This window comes from Bacteroides sp. AN502(2024) (assembly GCF_041227145.1).
Classification (GTDB): domain Bacteria; phylum Bacteroidota; class Bacteroidia; order Bacteroidales; family Bacteroidaceae; genus Bacteroides.
The window spans coordinates 254,077-277,873 of sequence record NZ_JBGFSP010000004.1 but is presented as its reverse complement, the minus strand read 5'-3'; the positions used below and the strand labels follow the sequence as shown (position 1 = coordinate 277,873).

At 39.7% G+C, this 23,797-nt stretch carries 26 protein-coding genes and 2 pseudogenes; all 28 read left to right on the top strand.

What is annotated here, in order from left to right; translation table 11 throughout:
• Position 1 precedes the first annotated feature (1 nt).
• Complete coding sequence (locus tag AB9N12_RS16105) at positions 2-700, top strand: tyrosine-protein phosphatase (protein ID WP_369893278.1); 699 nt, start codon at positions 2-4, stop codon at positions 698-700.
• A gap of 41 nt (positions 701-741) precedes the next feature.
• Positions 742-1,074, top strand: coding sequence for a hypothetical protein (locus tag AB9N12_RS16100; RefSeq protein ID WP_369893151.1), 333 nt, complete (start codon positions 742-744; stop codon positions 1,072-1,074).
• 193 nt (positions 1,075-1,267) lie between these two features.
• Positions 1,268-2,809 (top strand): hypothetical protein, encoded by a 1,542-nt coding sequence (locus AB9N12_RS16095; RefSeq protein WP_369893150.1) that lies wholly within the window; start codon positions 1,268-1,270, stop codon positions 2,807-2,809.
• Positions 2,806-3,702: an acyltransferase family protein gene (locus AB9N12_RS16090; RefSeq protein ID WP_369893148.1), complete on the top strand. Its 897-nt coding sequence runs from the start codon at positions 2,806-2,808 to the stop codon at positions 3,700-3,702. The genes AB9N12_RS16095 and AB9N12_RS16090 overlap by 4 nt, the downstream gene beginning before the upstream one ends.
• Before the next feature lie 172 nt (positions 3,703-3,874).
• Entirely contained in the window at positions 3,875-4,834 is a 960-nt protein-coding gene (locus AB9N12_RS16085; RefSeq protein WP_369893145.1) for a Coenzyme F420 hydrogenase/dehydrogenase, beta subunit C-terminal domain, read from the top strand.
• 306 nt (positions 4,835-5,140) lie between these two features.
• Complete coding sequence (locus tag AB9N12_RS16080) at positions 5,141-6,145, top strand: polysaccharide pyruvyl transferase family protein (RefSeq protein WP_369893144.1); 1,005 nt, start codon at positions 5,141-5,143, stop codon at positions 6,143-6,145.
• Positions 6,142-7,146, top strand: coding sequence for a hypothetical protein (locus AB9N12_RS16075; RefSeq protein WP_369893143.1), 1,005 nt, complete (start codon positions 6,142-6,144; stop codon positions 7,144-7,146). The genes AB9N12_RS16080 and AB9N12_RS16075 overlap by 4 nt, the downstream gene beginning before the upstream one ends.
• A 285-nt stretch (positions 7,147-7,431) precedes the next feature.
• The gene (locus AB9N12_RS16070; protein ID WP_369893142.1) at positions 7,432-8,460 is read left to right on the top strand and encodes an EpsG family protein; all 1,029 of its coding nucleotides are present in this window, start codon (positions 7,432-7,434) and stop codon (positions 8,458-8,460) included.
• A 265-nt stretch (positions 8,461-8,725) separates the two neighbouring features.
• Entirely contained in the window at positions 8,726-9,307 is a 582-nt protein-coding gene (locus tag AB9N12_RS16065) for an alpha-1,2-fucosyltransferase (RefSeq protein ID WP_369893140.1), read from the top strand.
• 22 nt (positions 9,308-9,329) lie between these two features.
• Entirely contained in the window at positions 9,330-9,692 is a 363-nt protein-coding gene (locus tag AB9N12_RS16060) for a hypothetical protein (protein WP_369893139.1), read from the top strand.
• Between the two features lie 85 nt (positions 9,693-9,777).
• Positions 9,778-10,854: a hypothetical protein gene (locus tag AB9N12_RS16055; RefSeq protein ID WP_369893138.1), complete on the top strand. Its 1,077-nt coding sequence runs from the start codon at positions 9,778-9,780 to the stop codon at positions 10,852-10,854.
• Positions 10,855-10,858: 4 nt separating this feature from the next.
• Entirely contained in the window at positions 10,859-11,983 is a 1,125-nt protein-coding gene (locus AB9N12_RS16050; protein WP_369893137.1) for a glycosyltransferase family 4 protein, read from the top strand.
• A 10-nt stretch (positions 11,984-11,993) separates the two neighbouring features.
• Positions 11,994-13,010 carry an acyltransferase family protein gene (locus AB9N12_RS16045; RefSeq protein WP_369893136.1) on the top strand — a complete coding sequence of 339 codons (1,017 nt, stop codon included), beginning with the start codon at positions 11,994-11,996 and terminating at the stop codon, positions 13,008-13,010.
• Positions 13,011-13,012: 2 nt separating this feature from the next.
• Positions 13,013-14,146 (top strand): glycosyltransferase, encoded by a 1,134-nt coding sequence (locus AB9N12_RS16040; protein WP_369893134.1) that lies wholly within the window; start codon positions 13,013-13,015, stop codon positions 14,144-14,146.
• 58 nt (positions 14,147-14,204) lie between these two features.
• Positions 14,205-14,729: a Panacea domain-containing protein gene (locus AB9N12_RS16035; RefSeq protein ID WP_369893132.1), complete on the top strand. Its 525-nt coding sequence runs from the start codon at positions 14,205-14,207 to the stop codon at positions 14,727-14,729.
• The gene (locus tag AB9N12_RS16030; RefSeq protein WP_369893131.1) at positions 14,722-15,057 is read left to right on the top strand and encodes a hypothetical protein; all 336 of its coding nucleotides are present in this window, start codon (positions 14,722-14,724) and stop codon (positions 15,055-15,057) included. The genes AB9N12_RS16035 and AB9N12_RS16030 overlap by 8 nt, the downstream gene beginning before the upstream one ends.
• 85 nt (positions 15,058-15,142) lie before the next feature.
• Complete coding sequence (locus AB9N12_RS16025) at positions 15,143-15,442, top strand: hypothetical protein (protein WP_369893129.1); 300 nt, start codon at positions 15,143-15,145, stop codon at positions 15,440-15,442.
• A 137-nt stretch (positions 15,443-15,579) separates the two neighbouring features.
• Complete coding sequence (locus AB9N12_RS16020) at positions 15,580-16,143, top strand: putative colanic acid biosynthesis acetyltransferase (RefSeq protein WP_369893127.1); 564 nt, start codon at positions 15,580-15,582, stop codon at positions 16,141-16,143.
• A 143-nt stretch (positions 16,144-16,286) separates the two neighbouring features.
• Positions 16,287-16,697, top strand: coding sequence for a putative colanic acid biosynthesis acetyltransferase (locus AB9N12_RS16015; RefSeq protein ID WP_369893126.1), 411 nt, complete (start codon positions 16,287-16,289; stop codon positions 16,695-16,697).
• A 15-nt stretch (positions 16,698-16,712) separates the two neighbouring features.
• Positions 16,713-17,699 carry an RES family NAD+ phosphorylase gene (locus AB9N12_RS16010; protein ID WP_369893125.1) on the top strand — a complete coding sequence of 329 codons (987 nt, stop codon included), beginning with the start codon at positions 16,713-16,715 and terminating at the stop codon, positions 17,697-17,699.
• A gap of 27 nt (positions 17,700-17,726) precedes the next feature.
• A complete protein-coding gene (locus AB9N12_RS16005; protein ID WP_369893124.1) occupies positions 17,727-18,632 on the top strand; it encodes a glycosyltransferase family 2 protein in 906 nt (301 codons plus the stop codon).
• A gap of 28 nt (positions 18,633-18,660) precedes the next feature.
• Positions 18,661-18,798 (top strand): annotated as a pseudogene (locus AB9N12_RS16000) (colanic acid biosynthesis acetyltransferase WcaF); the annotation flags it as partial.
• A gap of 37 nt (positions 18,799-18,835) precedes the next feature.
• A complete protein-coding gene (locus AB9N12_RS15995; protein WP_369893123.1) occupies positions 18,836-19,609 on the top strand; it encodes a glycosyltransferase family 2 protein in 774 nt (257 codons plus the stop codon).
• Between the two features lie 219 nt (positions 19,610-19,828).
• Complete coding sequence (locus tag AB9N12_RS15990) at positions 19,829-20,158, top strand: hypothetical protein (protein ID WP_369893122.1); 330 nt, start codon at positions 19,829-19,831, stop codon at positions 20,156-20,158.
• Between the two features lie 303 nt (positions 20,159-20,461).
• A pseudogene (locus tag AB9N12_RS15985) lies at positions 20,462-21,711 on the top strand (tyrosine-type recombinase/integrase).
• Positions 21,683-21,886, top strand: coding sequence for a hypothetical protein (locus AB9N12_RS15980; RefSeq protein ID WP_369893121.1), 204 nt, complete (start codon positions 21,683-21,685; stop codon positions 21,884-21,886). Before AB9N12_RS15985 ends, AB9N12_RS15980 begins: the two are co-directional and overlap by 29 nt.
• Before the next feature lie 245 nt (positions 21,887-22,131).
• Positions 22,132-22,944 (top strand): type IV toxin-antitoxin system AbiEi family antitoxin, encoded by an 813-nt coding sequence (locus AB9N12_RS15975; RefSeq protein ID WP_369893120.1) that lies wholly within the window; start codon positions 22,132-22,134, stop codon positions 22,942-22,944.
• The gene (locus AB9N12_RS15970; protein WP_369893119.1) at positions 22,941-23,735 is read left to right on the top strand and encodes a nucleotidyl transferase AbiEii/AbiGii toxin family protein; all 795 of its coding nucleotides are present in this window, start codon (positions 22,941-22,943) and stop codon (positions 23,733-23,735) included. Before AB9N12_RS15975 ends, AB9N12_RS15970 begins: the two co-directional genes overlap by 4 nt.
• The last annotated feature ends 62 nt before the right edge of the window (positions 23,736-23,797 follow it).

Here is a 23,797-nt window from a genome sequence, read left to right as displayed (position 1 = left end):
GATGTGGCCGTTCAGGAAACGCGTCTTGCTGAAAGATAGCGGTATATTCGATGGTTTTACCGACTGGCACTCGCACATCCTGCCGGGTGTGGACGACGGTGTGCAGACGATGGGAGAAGCGTTGGAAATCCTATGTCTGTATGAAGAGTTGGGCGTGAAATCCGTGTGGCTCACGCCGCATATCATGGAGGACATGCCGAACACTACAGCACATCTAAGGGAACGTTTCACCGAATTGCAGGCTACCTACACCGGTCCGGTAAAACTACACCTTGCGGCGGAAAACATGCTCGACAACCTTTTCGAGGAACGGTTGGAAAAGAACGACCTGCTGCCCTTGGGCGAGAACGGGGACCATCTGCTGGTGGAAACCTCTTACTTCAGTCCACCGATGAATTTATATGGTATATTGGGACGTATCAAAGCCAAAGGTTATTATCCGGTTCTTGCCCATCCGGAACGATATGTCTATATGGGAGAATCGGACTATCAACGGCTGAAAGGTATGGGGGTGAAGTTCCAGCTCAATCTTCCGTCGATAGCGGGTATGTATGGTGACCGGATTAAGAAAAAAGCCATCCTGCTGTTAAGTGAAAGGGCTATTACCCATATAGGAACAGATATTCACAGTTGCCATATATTTCAAAAGTGCATTTGTACAGGCGCTGCACACAATATACAAAAGCTGTTTGATTTCTAATCAATCGGATTATTACCCACTTATTTTATTGAATACGGTTAATGAATACTCAAATTATAACAATCGACGAATGCAATAACGACGGTTCATTTATCAATTTGTATTATAATGAATCGATCGGTGAATGGTGCGCATACGGCTTTTCGGCATACGGCTTGCGGCTGTTCTGTAAGTCAAACGGATACAATACGCTGCAAAGTTTCTCCAAAGAGATGCAAATGCCGTGTCTGATAATAGCAAAGAATGCGTTTATGCAATTATTACAAAATATGACTGACATAGTTGATCGGACAGATGCTCATGTCAGAATCAGTATGCCGGAGAGAATAACTATGGATGTGTATAGGGAATGGGTAAGAAAGCTGAAAGAGTAACGTCCTTAAGGTAAGCCCTCCAAATTGGGCTCTCCCCATGCAATGTCTGTTATCCGGTTTCAGTCGTTTCAGTTTTATCCGCAAACGCCTTGCTAGAAGGAATAATACATTATAAATCATAAAATTTAAAAATTCTCAAAAGTTCATCTTTCTGATTTTTAGGAGGGTGGATTCTGTTGAGTACTTACTCTCTATGGGTATCTCCCAGCGTGTTGCAAAAAATACCTTCTTCCTTTATGGCAAGATAGTCATAACCTCGGTGTGCCTTATTTTTTCTACAAGGTACATATTACAAGGTTTGGGCGTAGAAGACTTTGGAGTGTTTAATCTTACATGCAGTACCATTGGTTTACTTGCTTTCCTGAACGAGAGCATGACAGCTGCTACACAGAGGTTTCTTTCTTATACCGAAGGTGAAGGGAATACGGATAAGAGTATCAGAATATTCAATTCAAGCTATTTAGTACACATAAGTATAGCCTTGTTTATTGCACTGGTGTTTATACTCCTGAAACCTGTAGTATTGGGTGATTATCTGATTATTCCACAAAATCGCCTCGAAGCAGCACAATCCATATACTATTTCACAACTCTCACAACTGCCATGAGCATGATGACTGTACCTTATAATGCAGTACTTGTCGCTCACGAAAACATGCTCTATTATTCAATCATGGGCAGTTTGGATGGCGTTTTAAAATTAGTAGCAGCTGTTGTACTTATTTACATTTCAGCAGATAAACTTATACTTTACGGATTCTTTCTCTTTATAATAGGACTGATTAATTTTATAATTTGCAGGGTTTATTGTTCTAAGAAATATAAGGAGTGCAAAGTGAGTTTTCGCACCTATGTCGATTTCAAGATAATTAGGGAAATGTTCTCATTTGCCCTTTGGCAGTTGACATATTCGGCTTCAAGTATTATCTCTCTACAAGGAATGGGATTAATTCTTAACTCATTCTTTGGCACAATCATGAATGCAGCGCAAGGAGTTTCCAAACAAGTTTGCGGACAGTTGATGACACTGTCGGGGACTATGATGAATGCATTAAACCCTGTAATTGTTAAATATGCCGGTGCTAAAAATCAATCGGGAATGATTCATGCTGTTATGGCAGGTAGTAAGTTGGCTTATTTTTTAGCTATCGTTGTTGCTTTGCCTATTCTTTTTGAACTGCCATATTTATTACACCTTTGGCTAACAGAGGTGCCTGATTATGCTATCATGTTTTGTCGGTATGAGGTGATACAGCAGGTAATAGCCAGTTTCACTGTGGCATTGGTAACTATGATAACAGGCAAAGGCGATATACGCAGTTTTCAGTTGTTTAGTTCATTGACCTATATTCTGCGGTTACCTCTCATTTATATTCTATTGCGGTTCTTTGTCAATCCGGAATTTGCTTATTGGGTGACAACAGTTGCTGTAATAGTACTATGTATAGGCCGAGTCTATTATGCCCACATAAAATGTGAATTGCCTGTAGTTCAATTTCTGACAATGGTTATAGCACCCTGTGTGGCAGTGTCAGTACTTGTGTGCCTGGCATTGTCGGTGATAGTCATTTCTTTTGAGCCATCATTTACACGGCTAATAGTATCAGTGGTTATATCCACAGTAACATTCATAGCTGCGACCTATTTTATAGCCTTGCGAAAGGATGAGAAATTGATGGTAAGGGCGGCTTTCATGAATGTAAGACAAAGATTAAAAAACATAGTATCTCAATGAGAAACAATTACTTTTCCTTTATGAAGGGATTGGCAATAATTGCTGTCCTTTTTATACACACTCCATTCATGAATGGGGATGGGGCTGCTGCGATTGCCAGTCGTCAGTTGGTTACATTTGCGGTTGCTATGTTTTTTTTCTTATCGGGGTATTTTATTAAAGATGGGTGTTTGGACCTCAAAGGGATTCGCCGAATACTCATTCCTTACGCCACATGGAGTATATTGTGGTTTGCTGAAACGACAATTACAGGGTCGCAGCCAGTGACAACATGGAAGATTATAAATCCCATTTTTTTGGGAGGAGCATTCTTTCCGCTGTATTTCCTTATCGTGCTTGTGGAGCTAAAACTTGTAAGTCCGTGGATTGTTCGTCATATTAAGAAATTGACTAAAGAATATCGGTATTGCTTTTATAAGGATTGGGCGTTGCTCATCACTCCTGCCACGTTGTGTACACTTTATGCTATCCAATATGCCACACGTCAACAACCATTGGTATATGCACAAATATTTCCCACTTGGTTTCTGTTCTACTATGTGGGTGCATTGATGAAATTTGGCGGCATAAAAGTCAAAGCTCCTGCGGTATTGTGCTGCACATTATTTGGTCTGTACCTCTCCATTTTAGAGTCTGCTTATATTAACGAGGTACTCAATGTGCCATTTTGGGCAGCTTCGCAAATCAAGTTCTCCACATTCTTCTATGCACTATCATTGTGTCTCTTGCTCATGGCATTGTACGGAAAGATGGAGAGGACGTGGATAGTGCGTTTAGGAGAATTAAGTTTCGGCATTTATCTTCTTCATCTCCCTGTGTTGAAGATTGTGGATATAGTCGTAGGTAAAGCGTTTTGTTTGTTAAAATTTACTAATGGGGGGGTAAACAATTAGTGCTGATTGCACTAACGCTTATCTGTTGTTTCTTGATATTGACAGTGGCAAACAAAATACTACCCGCTAAGATTAACCGATACTTGGGATTTAGATGATTAGTGTTTTAGGAAATAAGCAGTGCTGTGGATGTGGCGCTTGCGAGCAAGTATGCCCCAAACAATGTATTGGCATGGTGACTGATACCGAAGGTTTTCGCTATCCGAAAGTTAATGCTGACCAATGTATAGACTGCCACTTGTGTGAGAAAGTGTGTCCGATGCTGCAATCTACCAAGCTGTCAAAACCGCATTCGGTTGAAGCTATGCGTATTATGGACAAACAGAAACGTATAGAAAGTAGTTCAGGAGGAGCCTTCACAGCCATCGCCGAGGAAATAATATGCAGAGGTGGAGTAGTATTTGGAGCGGTATGGACCGAAGATTGGCAAGTTGAACACCGTTATTGTGAAAGCATAGAAGGACTTGCCTCATTCCGTGGCAGCAAATATGTGCAATGTGACACAGGTTGTTCTTACGTTCAAGTACGTGATTTTCTTCGTCAGGGGAGATGGGTACTGTTTTCAGGAACGCCCTGCCAATGCAAGGGATTAAAATTATTTTTGAGAGAAGAATATGACAAACTGGTCACCGTCGATTTTATTTGTCATGGAGTACCGAGTAACAAAGTTTTTAGGTCTTATTTGCGAGAGGAGATACATAATTACGTCCTTACGGACGTCGGGAAAAATTCAGTTTTGCTTCACCCTACTCATCAAATCCCTGAGGCTGATGCCCTTACCCCACGAGGGTGGCGTTTGATGGGCATTCGGTTTAGGGATAAGAGGAATGGCTGGAAAAAATACAGTTTTGCTCTCGCCCTCGCTGAGGTGACAACCGAAAGCGATCAAAATACAGTTTTGCTCTCGCCTATATTTCCTGAAAGCTCATATATGAAAGGTTATGGGGCAAACATCTACTTGCGACCGTCATGTCACAATTGTCCAGCGCGCAGTTTCTCATCGGGGAGTGATTTCACACTTGCCGACTATTGGGGAATTGAAGGGCAGCATCCTGAAATGGACGATGACATGGGTACCAGCCTTGTGGCTGTCCATACTGAGAAAGCAGAAGATCTTGTTGGCCCATACTAGTGGACTATTGGAACGGATACCGGTAAATGCTAGTGAAGCCTACAAAATTCAGATATGCCTGCACCGTAACATGACACCCAGTCGTTATCGTGAGGAATTTTGGTCAAGCGACTATGAAAACGATTTTAGCAGTGTAGTCAACCGCATTTGCAAGCGGCGCACACCTCGGCAAAAGGTGGTTAACTCCATTAAATCAGTATTGCGGACTTTGGGCGTTAAACGAGTATATCAATTTATCAAAAGGAAATAATGACAAGTAAGAAAGTAGGGATTTTAACCTTGCACTATGGTCTTAACTATGGCGGTGTGCTTCAGACATACGCTACCAAAGAGACTTTGAAAAAATTAGGTTTTGAGCCGATAATCATAGACCGCATTCCTGAGGCTTTCGGGCGCAACTACCCTTTACACAGAAAACTGGCGCATCCGTTTACTCAACGCGCTTTTTATCTTTTCCGGAAACATGAATTACAGCCCATTTCACGCCCGGTATTTAACTCTCAGGAATTAACTGACCTTTTGCAGAGCGATTATTATGGCATTGTGATAGGAAGCGACCAAGTGTGGCGAAAAGAAGTGTTTTCGGTCGATGGCGATTATTACATGATACACCAACAGCAACTCCCGATCAAGAAAGTGGCATACGCAGCCAGTACCGGTGTTGCGACTTGGGAATATGACGAGCAGGAAACCCGGGAGATTGCAGCGGCACTAAAGACATTTACAGGCATTTCGGTGCGCGAGGAAGAGTCTGTGCACATGATGAGAGAGCATTGTGGCGTGGAGGCGTGCTCAATTTTAGATCCAACCCTCCTTGCCGACCCACAGATCTATGAGCCGCTACGAAAGAAGGCAAAACTTTCCGGCACAAGGAAGTTGATCACTTACATATTGGACTGGACAGTGGATAAACAACGGATAATAGAGCAGGCGTGTGTCGAAACAGGTCTTGAAGTGCAGCATATTTTACCCCAAGAGAAGAAACGCAAGGGGATATGGAGTCGTATCATCAACCAAGATCCCTGTGTTTATGATTGGGTCAACCAGATAGCGACCGCAGACTTTGTAGTGACCGATTCGTTTCATGGTATGGCTTTCTGTATCATATTCAATAAACAGTTTGTCGCAATCGGTAATGCGACGCGAGGCATGGTTCGCTTTACCTCACTGCTGGGACAATTCGGTCTGTCCCAACATCTAACCGTCGACACTCTACCTAATATAACGCAGACAATTGATTATCATTCTGTGAACAAGGTACTAACCGATAAACGAATTGAGGGCATTAATTTTTTAAGAAACAGCTTATGAAATTGAAAACATTCCTAATGAAAGCCACTTCTAAGATATACAAGAAAATTTTCAAAAAGCCTTATTATGATTGTATGCCTGGGTGCATATATGAGCGTCAACAAGCCAACGATTTGTTGTATGAAGCATTGAAGGACGGCAAGCCTTTCATGCTCACCCGATATGGAAGTATTGAAATGTGTGTTACCAATTCTTACCGTATGCGTAAGGATAAACGAAATGTTTTTTGCAAGCTATGGGAATATGTCACAGATAAGACTGATATGCCATGGTATGATGAACTGTTTTATTTACCTATCTCCCGTAATGCAGGTGTTTTCAATCCTACACCGAAAATTTTGGATTGTTTCGCACAACGTTATTTGCAGGATTCAGAAATAATAGACGTGCTGATGTCTGTAAACTATAAAGAAAGATTCATGCCATTGAAGGAATCTTGTCAGTTTATACACTTTGAAAGTGTTTATCCTTATTTTGTGAAACGTCCTTGGACTCGTATTCTGAAGGGAAAAAAGGTGCTTGTAGTTCATCCTTATGCGGATACGATTCAAAAGCAGTATGCGATTCGGGAGAAATTGTATGATAATCCTGAAATTCTGCCAGTCTTTGAACTTAAGACACTAAAAGCTGTCCAATCATCAGCCTTTGCAGAAGTTCCTTTTAAGGACTGGTTCGAGGCTCTTGAATATATGGAAAATGAAATTGATAAAATCGATTTTGATATATGCCTGCTTGGTTGTGGTGCTTACGGTCTTCCTTTAGCAGCTCATGTCAAACGGTTGGGAAAACAAGCGATACATATGGGAGCAGGTGTTCAACTTCTATTCGGAATATGTGGAAGACGTTGGGAGGAAGAATATGTGCAGAAGCCTTGGGGGCATAATACCCCATTCTGCATAAACACCAATTATGTTGATTTAAAAAATGAATATTGGACTCGTCCAAGTGGAAATGAAATACTCTCAAAATCAAAGTCAGTTGAAGGTGGATGCTATTGGTAATATTCTCGGAAAGATATGATGTATGGAGAATCTATATATACAACAGACAATGGATATAGTTTGGTGGAAAGATTGGAAATTCAGGATACTGTTTGGGAGCATAAACATAAGCGGAAACCTGTGCTTTGATTATATCTTTCCATACAAGCTTATCTTTAGATAATTTTGGAGATGGAATTTATTTGCTGTTTAGTTTATTATATTCCGAAACTGAGCGATTCTCCAAGGAAGAGTTGGAACAACATCGCAGACCCTATCTTCAATAAACTTTAAAGATCCTAGAAAATGAATGCTCTATTCTGTATATTGCCTGTTATTCTTATACGATACTATAAAAAAAACACCAAGGCTGTTTTTTATTTTATGGTAACTTTTTTTATAGTTCTTGCAGGTTTTCGAGATCCAGAAAGCCAATATAATGACAGCCATAATTATCTGACATTGTTTAATTATGGTGGAACTTATTTGTTGAAACATGTAGAAATCGGTTACGCGTTAATCAACCTTCTTGTTATGAAAATGAATCTGGGATTTCAATGGGTAATTCTAATTACTTCTTCCATATCCATGATCACCATAGCATGGGCCGCTAGGAGGAGTGAAAAAAATGAAGCGGCTGTATTGATTTTGTTTTATATTCTGATTTACTTCTTTTACAATTTTAATGCGATGAGACAGATGACTGGGGTCAGTATTCTTGTTTTGGGATACACTTTTCTCAAAGAGGAAAGAATAAGAGTATTTCTTCTTTGTCTGTTGATAGCTTCCCTTTTTCATAAATCATGTTTGATAGCTATTGTTTGTCTCTTATTTTATAAAAAAGAGACGGTTTTTCAGCCGATAATGGTATTTATTTGTATTATTGGCAGTTTGGTGATAGGTTTTCTTAATATTACGCCTACAATATTAAGTGGTATGGCTGATTTATTCCCCCGTTATTTGAATTCCGATATGGATAAGAATATAGCGGAAGACAGTTTTAGTCTTTCAAAAATAATGCTATCTGTATTTTTTTTATATATGTATTCTTTTCTGGATAAAAAAGATTTATACTTGAAAATCGTTTTCATTGGCATTGTCTTGTTTAATCTGATGTCCTATAGCAGTGGAGCGATGCGTATTGCCTATGCTTTTACTCCGGCACAGGCTTTGTTATTCGCTGCATATAAAAACAATGATGATTCAACGTGGGCAGCTAATTATGAAAGATATGAATATCTTATCTATGGCTATGCGTTGTTTGTATATTATTACATGCTATTAAATAGTGTAGGTCTACAAGATTATCAATTTTGTGATGGTCGGTTCTTCTAATAAGGTTATATAATCAATATGAAAACAAAATACTGTTACCCTGCTTTATCAGACAAAGATTTTGCTTGGTTCAGAATAGGTGGTCCGGGTTTGGCTAATTGTATGTTCTTTGCTGTAAATGCTTATATATCAGCTAATAAGTACCCCCCCCCTGGGTAATTTCATCTCCCCGACATGGCGTAAGTTTAGCTTGGGTCCGATTCTGCGAGGAGAGCGAGACAAAAGGGTGTATAACTCATTGTTCAACGATATAGGGATCAATGGTATGAAAAAGGCTTGGATTATCCTAACATGGAAGCTCTTTAACAGAAGAGATGTGGAGGTACATAATATGTTGGGCAGTTTTTTCCAAGATTTGAATAAGGATGTTCCGTTAGTTCTGGAATATTTTGATAAAACACTAAAAGGTGAGACTGTAGGCAAAGTCGATACGCAACGGATGAAGGATATGGTGGCAGTTCACGTCCGGTTGGGTGATTATGTTCCGGAGATGCGGGTGGATATAAACTGGTATCGTGAAGTGATTGAAAACATCATAAAGGAACGACCACAACAAAGGTTTGCTCTCTTTTCGGATGGCAGTGATGAAGAGTTGAGGCCTCTACTTACCATACCGAATGTGGAACGCTGTTTCTTCGGCAATGCCTTTGCCGATATGTGGGCTATTTCGAAAAGCAAATTCGTGATAGCCAGTGATTCTACATTCTCGGCATGGGGAGCTTTCTTGGGACAAAGACCTATTTTATTCAGTAAACGGCATTTTCCTCCGGTTTATGACGGAAAAGTTCCTGAAGCAGTAATCGGAACAACTACTAATCTTCCATCTGATTTTATGATATATCTGTAATCATCACATTGTTAACAAAACTATGAATGGTATTGTTTTTTGGACAGCCTATATATGCATGCACTCGGCAAGCGTATATGAGGAACTTGGACTGAAGTGTCACGTTATTATAGCTTGCAAGAGTTTGGAATATGGTACATTTGGCGGACTTAATATGAAGAATGTGGAGATTGTTCATATTGAGAATAAAAATGACGCTAACACACTTATTGGGCGTACACCAAACTATGTACATATCAACGGAACATTGAAAACCTACCGAGGAATTGAAGTGTTCGGATATGCGCTCCACGAGCTACTAAAAAAACGATATTTTGTGATGTCGGTGAATATGGAGCAATACCAGTGGTGTTATATATTTAATTATCAAATCCTTATATCCTAAAACGAGTATTATGCTTTTGTACGTTTCGTTTTCACGCCCATAATAAGAAGATTATACGCATTCTGTCATAAACACCGGTCTCCGAATGAGAATTTTCGTAACTCATATTTTACCTGAACATCTTGTAGCCAAGTACCGACTGTCGTTTGCCGCTTGTAATTTCTCGCGCAATTTGATGAGTGGTGGAGGATTCGACAAGGTTTATTCGATTATGCCACTTTTCATCAGTGGCAGGATGGAAGAGTTTGAAGATTCCAATAATGAGCTGATATATTCATCGATGCGTCATTATGGAGGCTTGGTGGCAAAATTAGCTGTATTCATTGAACAGATCAAAGTGTTCCGGCATATCAATCGGCATGACACCGTATGGCTTTATAATGTCAGTGTGTTGAATGTGCTGTTGATATTATTATTAAAGCTATGCAAACCAAAGGTCGGGGTATATGCCATAGAATTGGATTTTACACCTCCTACCCGAAAACTATGTGCGATGTCATTATATCTCTACTTGTTGAATCACATTGACGGGGTGATAAAATTGGCAGACTCACCTCTCTTTACATGCGAAAATTCGGTATGTCTTGCAGGGGTTACACCTGATAATGGTGTCGAGGCACCCATCATAAGGAAACCATGCTTGGAGTTTTTGTTGTCTGGTGTTTTGCAACCCGATATATCATCGTTACCAATGGCACTGGAAGCTTTTGCTCAAGTGAGTGATTGCCGATTGCACATCACTGGCAATAGTGATAGCAAACAACTGCAAGAGTATGTCCAAAAGTATCCCAATATCATTTACCATGGTGTGTTGTCATCTGATGCTTATATGGACTTATTGCACAGTGTTACTTTCCAGCTCAGCCTGCGTAATCCCGATTGGAAAGACAACCAATGTAATTTTCCGAGCAAAATAATTGAAGCTCTTTTACATAACCGTATAATTATATCGACTATTCACTATCTTCAAATAGAAAGAATAGAGTATATCGAGACCGAACGTTCGGTAGAAGGTTTTGTAAAAACCTTGCAACAAATACGGTCGATGTGTGATGAGGAATTGATGGACTATGCTAATCAATCAGAGTTGGTTAAAAAGAATTTCAATCCCGACGTATGGAACGAATGGATGACTAAGATTGAGCACAAATCGAAAAAGTAGCATTATGAAATATCTTATTTTGCAAAACACAATCGCTCCCTATCGTAATTCCCTCTTCAACAAGATGGTTGAAACGGGATTGGATATAGAGTTACTGTATATGTGCGAAAGGGAAAAGGAACGTTCGTGGAAGATTGATTATTCAACCATGAAATTCCCTTATGTAGTCGATGACAAGCCATATGGTACATTGTGTGGTGTCCCTCTGCACTGGAACCCCAAACTTATAGGCATTATGCGAAAAGCCCGAAAAGCCCGAATCATAATGGGGTCTCCATGGAACTCGCCCGATGTGATAGCCGCTTGTTGGCTTAAACGTATAGGATTGCTCAAGGCGGAAATCATTTTTTGGTCAGAAGCTAATTATTTGACTAATGGTTCTCGAAAGAAAAACTGGTTACGCGACCGGATTAGACAATATGTCTATAATACAGGTGAAGGACGAGTGATAGTACCAGGGCAAATGGCAATAAAAACGTTTGAACAATGGGGTATTCGTGGCAAGCGTTTTATCCAACTCCCCAATGTAATCGAAGAAGATAAAATTCTTCCAATGTTGAAAGGAGGACATAAGTTCACATCGATTGATGAGCAACCACGATTTGTAATGCCTGTTCGTTTGGATGAGAGAATCAAAGGGATAATGAACTTTTTCAAAGCGATAGGGAGAAAGAATGTATTATCTGCACAATTCGATATATTGGGCGACGGCAAAGATGAAGCACAGATAAGGCAATTCGTGGAAGATAACAATTATGCAGAACATATCCATTTGCACGGTTTCTGTACAATGGATACTGTGGTCAACCATTATATGAATAGCGACTGTTTTGTTCTTCCTTCATATTCCGATCCAAGCCCACTTTCTATTGTAGAAGCTTGCTGTTGTGGTTTGCCCTTGCTCATCTCGCGTCGGTGTGGTAATCATTTTGAAACGTTGGCTAAGGGAGAAAATGGTTTCTTATTTGATCCTGACAATGCCACACAAATAAAAACGGCATTTGAATCGCTGCTCAATTGTCGTAAGCAATGGCGGAAAATGGGAGAAAAAAGTCATCAGATGTTTGAAACAAACTTCAAGCAAGATGTAGTGATAAAGCGATTTGTTGAAATGTTGGAGAACGGGTAATATCATTATTATGTCTCAGTACTTAAGCGATAAACTGACCATACTCTATACACTGCTCATCATCATGGTGGTGTATATACACAGCTACTATCTGGAAGCGGAGCAGTATCCAATCGCATATTTTTTACAAAAATTAATAGGGGGGGGAATCTGTAGAATTGCTAACTGTTTGTTTTTCTGCATATCAGGCTATTTGTTTGCCCGTAATATCCATACTGCTCACGGAGTGAGCTTGAAATTGAAGAAACGCTTGTGTACGCTACTGATACCCTATGTGTTATGGAATGTGATATTCGTATTGTGGTATGTGGTACTGGCACTCATTCCTGATTTGAATAGATTCAACAACAGTGGTGACCTAATCAACAGCTGCTTTGGAGGCACCCTGTGGGAAGCTTTTTATAACTTGTTTATAAAGCCTGCCGCATTCCAGTTGTGGTTCTTGCGCGATTTGTTGGTGATGTTGGCACTTACCCCACTGTTGTGGTGGATAACCAAAAGATCATGGATAGTGGCTGTAATAATGGCATTCGTTACAGCTTCTGTGTATTGGCCATGGCTGATATACTATTGGTTAGGGCTCATTATGGCTATTCAGAAATGGAATGTGGAAAATTATCCAAAGCCTATAGCCTTTATGGTGGCATGCATCGTTCTCTTCATGGGGTATGCAGTATCTTTCGCACTGGATTATGAGCCTGCCGGATGGCTGGAGGCACCTGTAAATCTAATGGGATTGTATATAGCATGGACTATTTATGACTGGATTGCCCGAGGCAGATGTTTTGCAGACAAAGGATTATGGAGGTATATCTGTGGTTACAGCTTCTTTATCTATTGTTTTCATGAACCGGCATTCAACATCATCAAAAAATTGGCGTTGATGATATGTGGAACAAGTGAACCTGTATTGATATTCTTTTATTTCATCAATCCGTGGCTTATGGTAGCGATGACTGTGATAATAGCTCGGTTGCTACAGCGTATTATGCCACGAGTTTATAAGATTTTGACTGGAGGGCGGTAAAAATGATGAAATTTCTTCAGACAATAGCTGGAATGAGAGCTAATTTGGGGGGTACTTCCACTTGCACATACGACTTGATTAAGACCATGCACAACTTAGGTTGTAATGTGGATTTGATGACTTTTCAAGCGGATGATTTGTTGGGTAATAACGAACAGTGGATGAAAACACTCCCCGATGACAGTATCAGCAGTTACGGGTATTCCCGCAACATGAATCGTTTTTTGTACGATTCGAATTATGATGTGTATCATACCAATGGAATGTGGATGCACTGTAATCATATAACTTGCTCAATAGCAAGACGTAAGGACAAACCTTACATCATTACACTGCATGGGATGCTTTATCCGCAGGCATTGGCACGTTCTACATGGAAGAAAAAACTACTTCTTACAGCTGGTGGTGTTGCTAAGGACTTGAAAAATGCTGCATGTATCCATGTGACTTGTAAGGAGGAAATGGAGCATTATAGGGCTTTAGGATACAAAAATCCGGTTGCCGTTATTCCCAATCCCGTGACAATTCCCGATTTTATATCCGATATTACTGCGCCACAAGAAAAGAAAAACATTGGATATTTGGGACGGCTTCACCCGTACAAACGTCCAGACGCATTGATAAAGGCGTGGGCACAATTGGCGGGAGGTACTGAAGGATGTGAATTGGTATTGATGGGGAAGGGCACAGATGATTATGAGCAGTATTTGCACAACCTTGTCGCTGAATTGCAACTCACAAATGTTTCATTCCTCGGAATGGTAACAGGTGAAGAAAAATATAAGAAATTGGCATCGATGCGTGCTTTATGTGTTCCCAGCAAAACAGAAAATTTCGGGATGACGGTGGCGGAGGCACTAATAGCCCGGACGCCTGTTATTTGCACTAACACTGCCCCGTGGGAAGAACTGAACAAGTATCATTGTGGTTGGTGGGTTGATAATGACATCGAAACGTTGGCACGAACTATCCGAATAGTATTACAAATGCCACAGTGTGAGATTGAAAAGATGGGGGGCAATGGGAAACTATTGGTTGAAAGTAAATATAAAGACACACAAGTAGCTGCAATGATGAAGCGGCTCTATGAGTGGATATTGACCAGCGGTGAAAAACCGGAGTTTGTATATGAGTAGTTATTTATTGTTAACAGACAGCGTTCCCTATTACCAACTAGCTTACCATTAAAGATTAATGTCTATCTTTACAAAAATAAAAACCGGACGAATCATGAAACCGTATGATGTAAATATTGTTGCTGACTATATCATTTTGCGTTTGAATGCTGACGAAAAGATGAGTCTCATAAATCTGAAGTTGCAAAAATTGCTTTACTATTTGCAGGCTTGGGCTTTAGGTATAAACAAAGAACGTTTTATGGATACTTCCTTTGAAGCATGGGTACACGGACCAGTATGCAGGACTTTATACGATCGGTTTAAGAATACCAAAAGTCTATATTCTTTTATTTCATCGGATGATGTGAACGACAAAACTCCGGAAACTGAAATAGAACGGGAAGATATTATTTTTATCAATTATATCTTGGACAATTACGCAGGCTTTTCCGGGGCAGAGCTTGAGGCTATGACTCATGAGGAGCAACCTTGGATTGAGGCTAGAAAGGGAATGGATCCCATGCAAGGATGCAACAAGGAGATCTCTGAAGAGTTGATGCAAGAGTATTACGGTAAGCGCTGGGAGGAAATTAATGATTAACGGCTGGAAGGGAGAATCGCTTACAGCGAAAAAAACTCAATGTGGGGCGGCATCACTTATCCCTCAAAGAGAAAAAGAACTTCCTTTTTTAACGTTCTCTTTTCGATATTTCACACAGCAGGCATGGTTTGGCTTGGGCGGACAAGATGCTGCTTGGTTTGCCAACCTTTTGGACAGGCTGAAAGATTTGTCGGGGAAAACCGGTGCAATATTGGAAGACCAACTTACCAGAAGTGCCTATCGGTTGCACCCGATAAATTGGGAGGCAAAGAATTGTCCTATAACAATGGAAGACTTGACATCTGTCCCTAAAAACATTAGAAGATAATTTCTTCTGGCAATTTCAGTTATCAAAAGGCACAGGGCGCGTAGTCGGTTTCTTTAATGAGGAGACTTCGGTATTTTATATTGTCTTGTTAGATCCCAAACATAATATACAGCCGTCAAGAGATTATGGGTATGCAGTAGATGATACGACTGTAGCGTTGACGGAATATGAACGTTTGCAATTGGTACTTGCTGATGTGGAGAGCTTGCGTGTTTCATGCAAAGGTATATCTGATTGTCCGTTGGGTATTTTAAAAGATGAATATCTGCGATCTAATGTCTTTTATGCTTGCATTGATCCGGAACTAAAAGAAAAATACAGAGAGTTGATAGAAAACGGAACGTTTCAAGAAAAGTTTGAATACTTTCTGCTGAATAAATTGTAAGGTATAAGAATAAAAGGTGGAACTTTATCCCATGCCACCGAATAAAAACGGTGCATCTCATTTGCTTATTGGATAAAGTCGGGTAACAGCACAAAAACAGAAGTCATGCCGGTCCGGAAATGTCTGTCGGAGAGATCATGGAAACTATAGCAGAGACAAAAATCGATTTGTCGCGTTATCACAATGCATTAAGCAGGAAGCACCAGTTGGTGCGTCTTCTATGGAGTGTGGTGTGGGGATTATTTGCCCGTCCGCTACCAAGAAGCATGGGAAGCAGTTGGAAACGCTTATTGCTCCGACTGTTCGGGGCGAGGATTCATCCTACTGCCGTGGTCTACTCTTCGGCTAAAGTTTATTATCCCGCTAACTTGGTAATGGAAAGGTATGCGTGTCTGGCTTCCGATGTGGACTGTTACAATGTAGCCCCCATACGCATAGGAGCTAATGCCACCGTGTCGCAAAGGGCTTACTTGTGTACGGCCAGCCATGACATAACCAATCCATTGAATCCGCTGATTACTGCTCCTATCGTGATAGAAGATCAAGCGTGGGTAGCTGCTGGGGCTTTCGTCGGCATGGGAGTGACAGTGGGACAAGGAGCCGTAGTAGGGGCACGAGCGGCTGTATTCAAGGAGGTGGAGCCTTGGACGGTGGTTGGCGGCAATCCGGCGAAAGAGATAAAAAAGAGAATTTTAAAATAATAACTATGGAATATAATCCGATACAAACCAATACAATGCCCTTTAAGTGCAAGCTCAAAAATATGGCTTGGAAAATGGTTAATAAGACAATCTTCCGTTTTACCCCCCCCCATTTAACATTATTTAGGAGATTCAGGGTCCTATTGGTAAAATTATTTGGTGCGCAAGTAGATTGGAATGTTTCCTTACATCCGACAGCAATAATAGATTATCCTTGGAATCTGAAAATGAAAAATCGGTCTTCATTGGGAGAGCATTGTTGGGTCTATGCGATGGCTCCCATTTCTATAGGTAAATTGAGTTGTATCGGAAAAGATGTTTATCTGCTGACAGGAAGTCATAATATTGAAAAAAGTACCTTTGATTTAGTGACTAAACCTATTTCTGTTGGCGATGGTTGCTGGATAGCAACAGCATCTACCGTATTGCCGAATGTTACAATTGGCGATTATAGCGTAATAGGAGCCAATTCCGTTATATGCAAAAATGTAGACAGCTACTGTGTAGTAGGTGGCAATCCTGCTAAGTTTATCAAGAGACGCATTATCAAATAGCAATTCCAAATTGATATGAAAGTGAAAGAATGTATAAAACGGTTGTATTCCCAATTACCATTGGAAAATGACGCCGATGTCAAAGAAAGTATTTTCTATAAGTTTATAAACGAGAATTTTAGGACTTTCATTGATTCCGTTACTCAAATAGATCCCGATTCCTTACAGGAAATATTAAGATCGGACAATGAGATAGAGCATTTTGTCGAACCATATACCAAACTCCGATTCATTTATTGCATAAAGAAGATTTGTAAAGATTTACTTCGGATTCTTGCTCTATGTTATAAAGGTAATCTGACGGATGCGGACAAATCCTTAAAAAAATTACTCCGCTCAAGATGTTATGGCAAGTATCTTGTGGAGAATTATATAGAACTATTCTCTTTTAGTCTTGAAAAGGAAAAAGAATACTACCGAATGAGAGATGAAAATAAATATGATGCAAAAGGTTGCGAATTGGTTGTGGATAATTGCTGGCATCTACCTTATCAAAAAAGAGCGTCTGCATTTTTCGGTAGATATAATTTGCCAGGATATCCATGTCTTTATTTGGGGGATAGCAAGGAAACCTGTGAAGCGGAACTCGGACGACTAGATAAAGAAAGAAGATGGGTTGGAGTATTCCGCTTGAAAAAGAATATTTTGCTGTATGATTTACGCATTCCCTCTGAAAAGACGATTGACGGAGCTAATGGATATGATTTATTCAGGATGTTACTGACATATCCCTTTATAGCCATCTGTACGGTAAAATCAAGGGTGAATGGATTCAATGAGGAGTATTTTATACCCCAGTTGTTGTTTCATCAAGTTTTAATAGCAGGGAATAAGGAGACATCCCATAAGGGAATAGTCTATTCTTCAACCAAATATAAAGGAGGGTATAACATTGTGCTTCCCGCATTATATACTGATAAAGAACCTCCGGTATCCGGGTATAGTAAAATACTGTTGGAAATGTTTGAACAACAAATTCCTGTAATATATAAAAGCAAATAGAATTCTTCTACATAAAATAATAAAACTATGCTTGATATTACAGTTGTTATCCTTACCTACAATGAGGAAATACATATCCGGCGTTGCCTGAAGAATGTGGCACCAATAGCGAAAGATATTTTCATCATAGACAGTTTTTCCACAGATGCGACACTTAACATTGCCAAGGAGTTTGATAATGTGCATATCCTGCAAAACCGTTGGGAGAACAATTATGCCAAGCAGTTCAATTGGGGATTACAAAATGCGCCAATTCATACAGAATGGCTGCTACGCTTGGACGCAGACGAATATCTACTACCTGAATTGGTAGAAGAATTGCAATTCAAACTACCGTCTTTGCCCGAAGATATAACCGGCATCATCTTTAATCGTCGCCATATATTCATGGAGAAATGGATGAAGAGAGGCATATATCCCGTAAAATTGTTACGAGTGTTTCGGTACGGCAAGGGAATGTGCGAACAAAGACTGATGGACGAGCATATCCAGTTGACCGCAGGTCGTGCCGTAGAGTTTGAACATGATTTCTGCGACCATAATTTGAATGACTTATCTTGGTTCTGCCATAAGCACGTGAACTATGCCATACGAGAGGCGGTGGATTTGCTGGATATCGAACTGGATTTGACTGGCGCAGCTGAGGCGGATGAGAACAAGAACATAAGCCGACAGGCACAGACAAAGCGGATGAAGAAGCATAAATACGTCCGTCAACCTCTGTTTTGGCGTTCCTTCGCCTATTTCTGTTACCGCTATTTTCTGAAAGGGGCTTGTTTGGATGGTAAGGTTGGTTTCATTTGGACTTTCCTGCAAGGCTGGTGGTATCGCACATTGGTAGATGCAAAAGTGTACGAAATCAAGAAGGCTTGTGGAAGCGATAAGGAGAAAATTATTGCCTATCTACGTGATAAGTATCATATTGATGTGTAAACAAAATTAGAGTGTGTTTGCTTAGTTTGTTTGTCCCGGAGTAACAATGCATTCGCATAGTGTTCTCGCTGTCGGTTCCATTGCGTCTAAAGACCTTATGCCATTCTCTATATACCGGGGGAATCCTGCCGTTAAAGTCTCAGAACGGGTAATATTTGAATCGTAGTCAAACTCTTCTCCCAAAATCAATTTAATTTAATCTGATGAGAATATCAATAATCACTGCTACATGGAATAGCGGTGCAACTTTGCGTTACACAATGCGAAGTGTGTTGTCACAATCATATTCCGATATAGAACATATTATTGTGGATGGCGGTTCAACAGATAGCACAATGGAAATCATACATGAATTGGAACCTGAATATCGAGGCAAATTACGTTATATCAGCGGAAAAGATCAAGGAATATACGATGCTATGAATAAAGGTATCGCAATGGCGGCAGGCGATATCGTAGGAATACTTAACAGTGATGATTTTTATACTGGCAATAATGTACTTTCAACAGTGGCATCCGCATTTGAAGGTGGTGACATAGATGCTGTTTATGGCGATATACATTATGTACAAGACAATGATTTGCAAAAATGTACTCGTTATTACTCTTCGAAACTTTTTCATCGTCGTTGGATGCGTCTAGGCTTTATGCCTGCCCATCCGAGTTTTTATTGTCGTAAAGAAATCTATGAGAAATACGGCGGTTTCGATCTGTCGTACAAAATTGCTGCCGATTTTGAATGTCTGCTGCGATTAATATTCGTCCATAAGATACGGCTTCGATACATCCCAATGGATTTTGTAACAATGCGCACAGGAGGAGCATCGACTAACGGATTTTCCAGCCATAAACAAATTTTACGAGATCACCAGAGAGCATTCAAGGATAATGGAATTTACAGTAATGTCCTGCTTGAATCGTTGAGATACATCTACAAAATATATGAGATCATCGAAACCAAAGTTTCACGAAAATGATACATCACAAATTTGATATTTATATACTTTAATCTGAGTATTAACCAATTAAAGCGCTCCCTCTTACATAAATTATCTGCTTTTGTAGCAAACAATGATTCGTTCCACCTAGGTAGAACGAAACAAACACCTAGGTAGAACCAAACGATAACCAAGGTGGAACTAAAGAATAACCTAGGTAGAACGAATTAATAGTAGTAATTATTTTTATATTTTACCATGATTACCATAAAGAACACCGAATTGAAATCGGCCATAAAACTTTGTACCGTGCTGAATGTGCTTACAAAGGACGAGATCGTGGTCATGGATGAATATATCAGTCCGAATCTGAAAAAGGTCGAGACCGCAGTCCGGGCTGCCGGTATCATTCTGCAAGACCCGATGCTGGTACTGGAAGACCTCAACAAGGACGAACTGAAACTGGTGAAGGAATTCGTAAATGCCGGTCCCGATGCCTACATCTCACGCAAGATGCGCAAAATGCCCTACAAGCTTCAGAAGTATCCCCGGAAGATGACCCACAAAGAGAAGTGCATGGCTGCATAGCTTGAATGTCCTGTTGTAAAAACGACATCTGATTTTTCATGAAAAATTACGGTTCTCGGAGCAAAAAAGGTGAATTTCTACGTTTTGAACAGAACCATAACGCATTAAACAGAAAACCTCGGAAATAGTAACAATGGCAAAAAAGCAAGGAAATGAAAGGTAATGAAGAGGGACGGTTGCCAAGTCATTACCCGATAATGCAGTAAGTTTCTTCCTTGTGTCGTCACGTTTCATTGTTCTGCGTAAGTTTGCATATTAATGTATAACTTGCTGATAACTAATTTTGTAACCAAAAAAGATTAGATTATGCGAAGTACATTTAAGGTGTTGTTCTACGTGAACGGAAGCAAGGAGAAAAACGGTATTGTTCCCATTATGGGACGAGTGACAATCAACGGTTCTGTGGCTCAATTCAGTTGCAAGCAGAGCATCCATAAAGACCTATGGGATGTGAAAGGCAACCGAGCAAAAGGCAAGAGCAAGGAATCGAGAGACATCAATTTGGCTTTGGATAATATCAAGGCTCAAATCATCAAGCATTACCAACGCATTTCGGATAGAGAAGCATTTGTAACTGCCGAAATGGTACGCAATGCCTATCAGGGTATCGGGACGGAATATGAAACCCTGCTCCGAGCATTCGACAAAGAGAACGAAGCCTTTGCCAGACGAGTTGGCAAGGATCGTTCTCTGAGTACATATCAAAAGTATCTCACCGTAAGGAAATATCTTGCCGAGTTTATCAAGGCACACTACAAACGTACAGATATTGCGATGAATGAACTTACGGAGGATTTCATTCGCGATGATTGTTTGTATCTGAGAAATGAGGTTGAACTTGCTCAGTCTTCCGTATGGATATACTCTATTCCTTTGAAGCATATTGTAACCACAGTTCACTATAATGGCAAGATTGCAAGAAACCCATTTGCCCAATACAAGGTTGACCCCGACCACAAAGAACGAGGATTTCTTACCGAAGATGAGTTGCAAGCCTTTACAACAATTGAACTGAATAATCTCGATTTGGAGTTGGCTAGGGATTTATTCATATTCGGTTGTTGGACTGGTATATCATTTATTGACATCAAAAACTTGACAACGGAGAACATCACAATGTTGGGTGGTTCTCCTTGGATTGTATCGAAGCGGCAAAAGACAGGGGTACCGTTCCAAATTAAGTTGATGGATATTCCTATGCAGATTATCAAGCGATACGAACCATACAGAATAAGTAACCAACTTTTCAATATCGATGCCACGATACGATAAACAAACGTATAAAAGAGGTGGCTAAATTATGCAGTATTGAGAAGCGAACTTCGTTCCATCTGAGTAGGCACACATTCGCAGTGTTAGCCTTAAGCTATGGTATACCGATAGAGAGTGTAAGCAAGATACTCGGACATACCAACATTACTACAACGCAGATTTACGCTAAGGTAACAAGCGCCAAACTTGAGCACGATATATCAATGTTCGAGAATAGAGTTAGCGGAAGGTTTGCAATAAATATGTATAGGTATGGACCGAACTATTATAACAATCAATGAAAGCGGTCGTGTCAATATCCCAGGCCGCAATGTTTGGATGTCTGAAATGGAATTGGTGGAGTTGTTCGGGGTAATAGCCCTGACACTCCGAGCTGCCATCAAAGCGATATACAAGAGTGGAATACTTTTTCCCACAACTACCCAATACTGTGATTTGGCTAAACCTAAAAGTTAGGCTACACTCTATAACCTTGAAGTGCTCATTGCACTTGCATTCAGGTTGAACACCTATGAGGCAAGGAAGATAAGGCAAAAGATGTTGAAGAGTATCTCGCAGCGAAAAGAGAGTGGAATTAATCTGTTTATAGCATTAAAGAGTGATAGAAATGACAAATATTACCATACAGAATAAAATAATTAGCAATGAACTTGCAATAATCATCATAAATTGATTATATTTGCAATCGTATTGCAGAATATATGAAACAGCAAGATTATAGTTTATCAGATTGGATTGATGAAAAGGTAATGAGAGGCTATTACACTTTCACAATTGAGGATGTTAAAAGCAACTTTCCTCAATTTAGTGATGCTTATATTAGAACCTCTTTATATCGCCTAACTATAAAGAAGAAAATTATTTCTCCTTGGAAAGGTTTTTATGTTATCATGCCAATTGAATTTGCCTTAAAAGCGATTATTCCACCGGTGTTTTACATAGACGCGTTAATGTCGTTTTTGAACAAGAAGTATTATGTCAGTTTGCTTAATGCTGCATCTTTCTATGGTGCATCACATCAAAGGGCACAAACCTTTTCAGTAATGACAGAAGCTCCCAAATTGAGAAATACAGCCAAAACAGGGACCTCCATTCTTTTCTTCTCCAAGAAAGATATTCCTGAGAAGTATACAAGAAGCCATAAGGCTCAATCTGGTTATGTAAATGTGGCATCTCCTGAATTGACAGCCATAGATTTAATAGAGAATGAAAAACACATAGGAGGTTTAAATAGGGTGTGTACTGTCCTAAATGAATTGGTCGATAGTATTGATTTTGACAAATTAAATAGAGATTTCTTCGACCTTGCACCGACCCCTATTTATCAAAGATTAGGATATATATTAGAATCCGTTCTGGAAAGAGAAGATCTTGCAGATAGATTTAAATCCAAGTTCCCTCTTTCCCTAACAATGAGAAATGTTCCATTCAAAATTGGTAAATCAACAGAAGGTTGTGAGATTGACAAGAAATGGAAAGTAATTATTAACCAAGAAATAGAAATAGACGAATGATACCCGAATTTGCGATTAGAGAATGGAATGAAGTCGTTCCCTGGACTGAATCAGAACAGGTAGAACAAGATCTGCTTATTTGTAGAGCCCTAACTGAAATTTATAAAGATGAGTATTTGGCTTCTCATCTTGCATTTCGTGGCGGTACAGCTTTACACAAGTTATATCTTTCGCCTCAACCTCGTTACAGTGAGGATATTGACTTGATTCAGATTAAAGCAGAACCTATTAAAGAGATATACGATCATATTAGGGATGCTTTGTCTTTTCTTGGGGAACCGAAGGTTAAACAAAAAAGGAACAATAACACTCTGATATTTAGGATGGAGTCTGAAATACCTCCTGTTGTACCCATTCATTTAAAGGTGGAAATAAACTGCAAGGAACACTTCAATGTATTGCCAATGCAAAAAATACCATTTTCTGTTTCAAACAAATGGTATCAAGGAGAATGCAATTTTCTTACTTACCAACTTGATGAACTTGTAGGCACTAAACTTAGAGCATTATATCAAAGACGAAAAGGTAGAGACTTGTATGATTTATATAAAGCTTTGACAACCAAAGATCTTAATATTGACAATGTACTGAAATGCTATCATCAATATATGGATTTCGTGGTTGATCATATTCCTACATACAAGGAGTTTATTATTAATATGGAAGATAAAATGCAGGATGAGGAATTTTTAGGAGATACGCAACAACTACTCCGTCCTGATGAAAACTTTAATCCCCAAGAGGGCTATGAGGTTGTTCGCTCATTACTAATTGATAGGTTGCAAAAATAGACTATAGATAAAATATTGAAATAGCTTTCTTGGTAATTAGAATTTACATTTAAAAATATAGT

Bases quoted from the DNA above. Each gene is read 5' to 3' on its own strand.
- AB9N12_RS16105 (WP_369893278.1), top strand. From the start codon at position 2: ATGTGGCCGTTCAGGAAACGCGTCTTGCTGAAAGATAGCGGTATATTC.
- AB9N12_RS16100 (WP_369893151.1), top strand. From the start codon at position 742: ATGAATACTCAAATTATAACAATCGACGAATGCAATAACGACGGTTCA.
- AB9N12_RS16095 (WP_369893150.1), top strand. From the start codon at position 1,268: ATGGGTATCTCCCAGCGTGTTGCAAAAAATACCTTCTTCCTTTATGGC.
- AB9N12_RS16090 (WP_369893148.1), top strand. From the start codon at position 2,806: ATGAGAAACAATTACTTTTCCTTTATGAAGGGATTGGCAATAATTGCT.
- AB9N12_RS16085 (WP_369893145.1), top strand. From the start codon at position 3,875: ATGGTGACTGATACCGAAGGTTTTCGCTATCCGAAAGTTAATGCTGAC.
- AB9N12_RS16075 (WP_369893143.1), top strand. From the start codon at position 6,142: ATGAAATTGAAAACATTCCTAATGAAAGCCACTTCTAAGATATACAAG.
- AB9N12_RS16070 (WP_369893142.1), top strand. From the start codon at position 7,432: ATGAATGCTCTATTCTGTATATTGCCTGTTATTCTTATACGATACTAT.
- AB9N12_RS16065 (WP_369893140.1), top strand. From the start codon at position 8,726: ATGAAAAAGGCTTGGATTATCCTAACATGGAAGCTCTTTAACAGAAGA.
- AB9N12_RS16060 (WP_369893139.1), top strand. From the start codon at position 9,330: ATGAATGGTATTGTTTTTTGGACAGCCTATATATGCATGCACTCGGCA.
- AB9N12_RS16055 (WP_369893138.1), top strand. From the start codon at position 9,778: ATGAGAATTTTCGTAACTCATATTTTACCTGAACATCTTGTAGCCAAG.
- AB9N12_RS16050 (WP_369893137.1), top strand. From the start codon at position 10,859: ATGAAATATCTTATTTTGCAAAACACAATCGCTCCCTATCGTAATTCC.
- AB9N12_RS16045 (WP_369893136.1), top strand. From the start codon at position 11,994: ATGTCTCAGTACTTAAGCGATAAACTGACCATACTCTATACACTGCTC.
- AB9N12_RS16040 (WP_369893134.1), top strand. From the start codon at position 13,013: ATGATGAAATTTCTTCAGACAATAGCTGGAATGAGAGCTAATTTGGGG.
- AB9N12_RS16035 (WP_369893132.1), top strand. From the start codon at position 14,205: ATGTCTATCTTTACAAAAATAAAAACCGGACGAATCATGAAACCGTAT.
- AB9N12_RS16030 (WP_369893131.1), top strand. From the start codon at position 14,722: ATGATTAACGGCTGGAAGGGAGAATCGCTTACAGCGAAAAAAACTCAA.
- AB9N12_RS16020 (WP_369893127.1), top strand. From the start codon at position 15,580: ATGGAAACTATAGCAGAGACAAAAATCGATTTGTCGCGTTATCACAAT.
- AB9N12_RS16010 (WP_369893125.1), top strand. From the start codon at position 16,713: ATGAAAGTGAAAGAATGTATAAAACGGTTGTATTCCCAATTACCATTG.
- AB9N12_RS16005 (WP_369893124.1), top strand. From the start codon at position 17,727: ATGCTTGATATTACAGTTGTTATCCTTACCTACAATGAGGAAATACAT.
- AB9N12_RS15995 (WP_369893123.1), top strand. From the start codon at position 18,836: ATGAGAATATCAATAATCACTGCTACATGGAATAGCGGTGCAACTTTG.
- AB9N12_RS15990 (WP_369893122.1), top strand. From the start codon at position 19,829: ATGATTACCATAAAGAACACCGAATTGAAATCGGCCATAAAACTTTGT.
- AB9N12_RS15980 (WP_369893121.1), top strand. From the start codon at position 21,683: ATGGACCGAACTATTATAACAATCAATGAAAGCGGTCGTGTCAATATC.
- AB9N12_RS15975 (WP_369893120.1), top strand. From the start codon at position 22,132: ATGAAACAGCAAGATTATAGTTTATCAGATTGGATTGATGAAAAGGTA.
- AB9N12_RS15970 (WP_369893119.1), top strand. From the start codon at position 22,941: ATGATACCCGAATTTGCGATTAGAGAATGGAATGAAGTCGTTCCCTGG.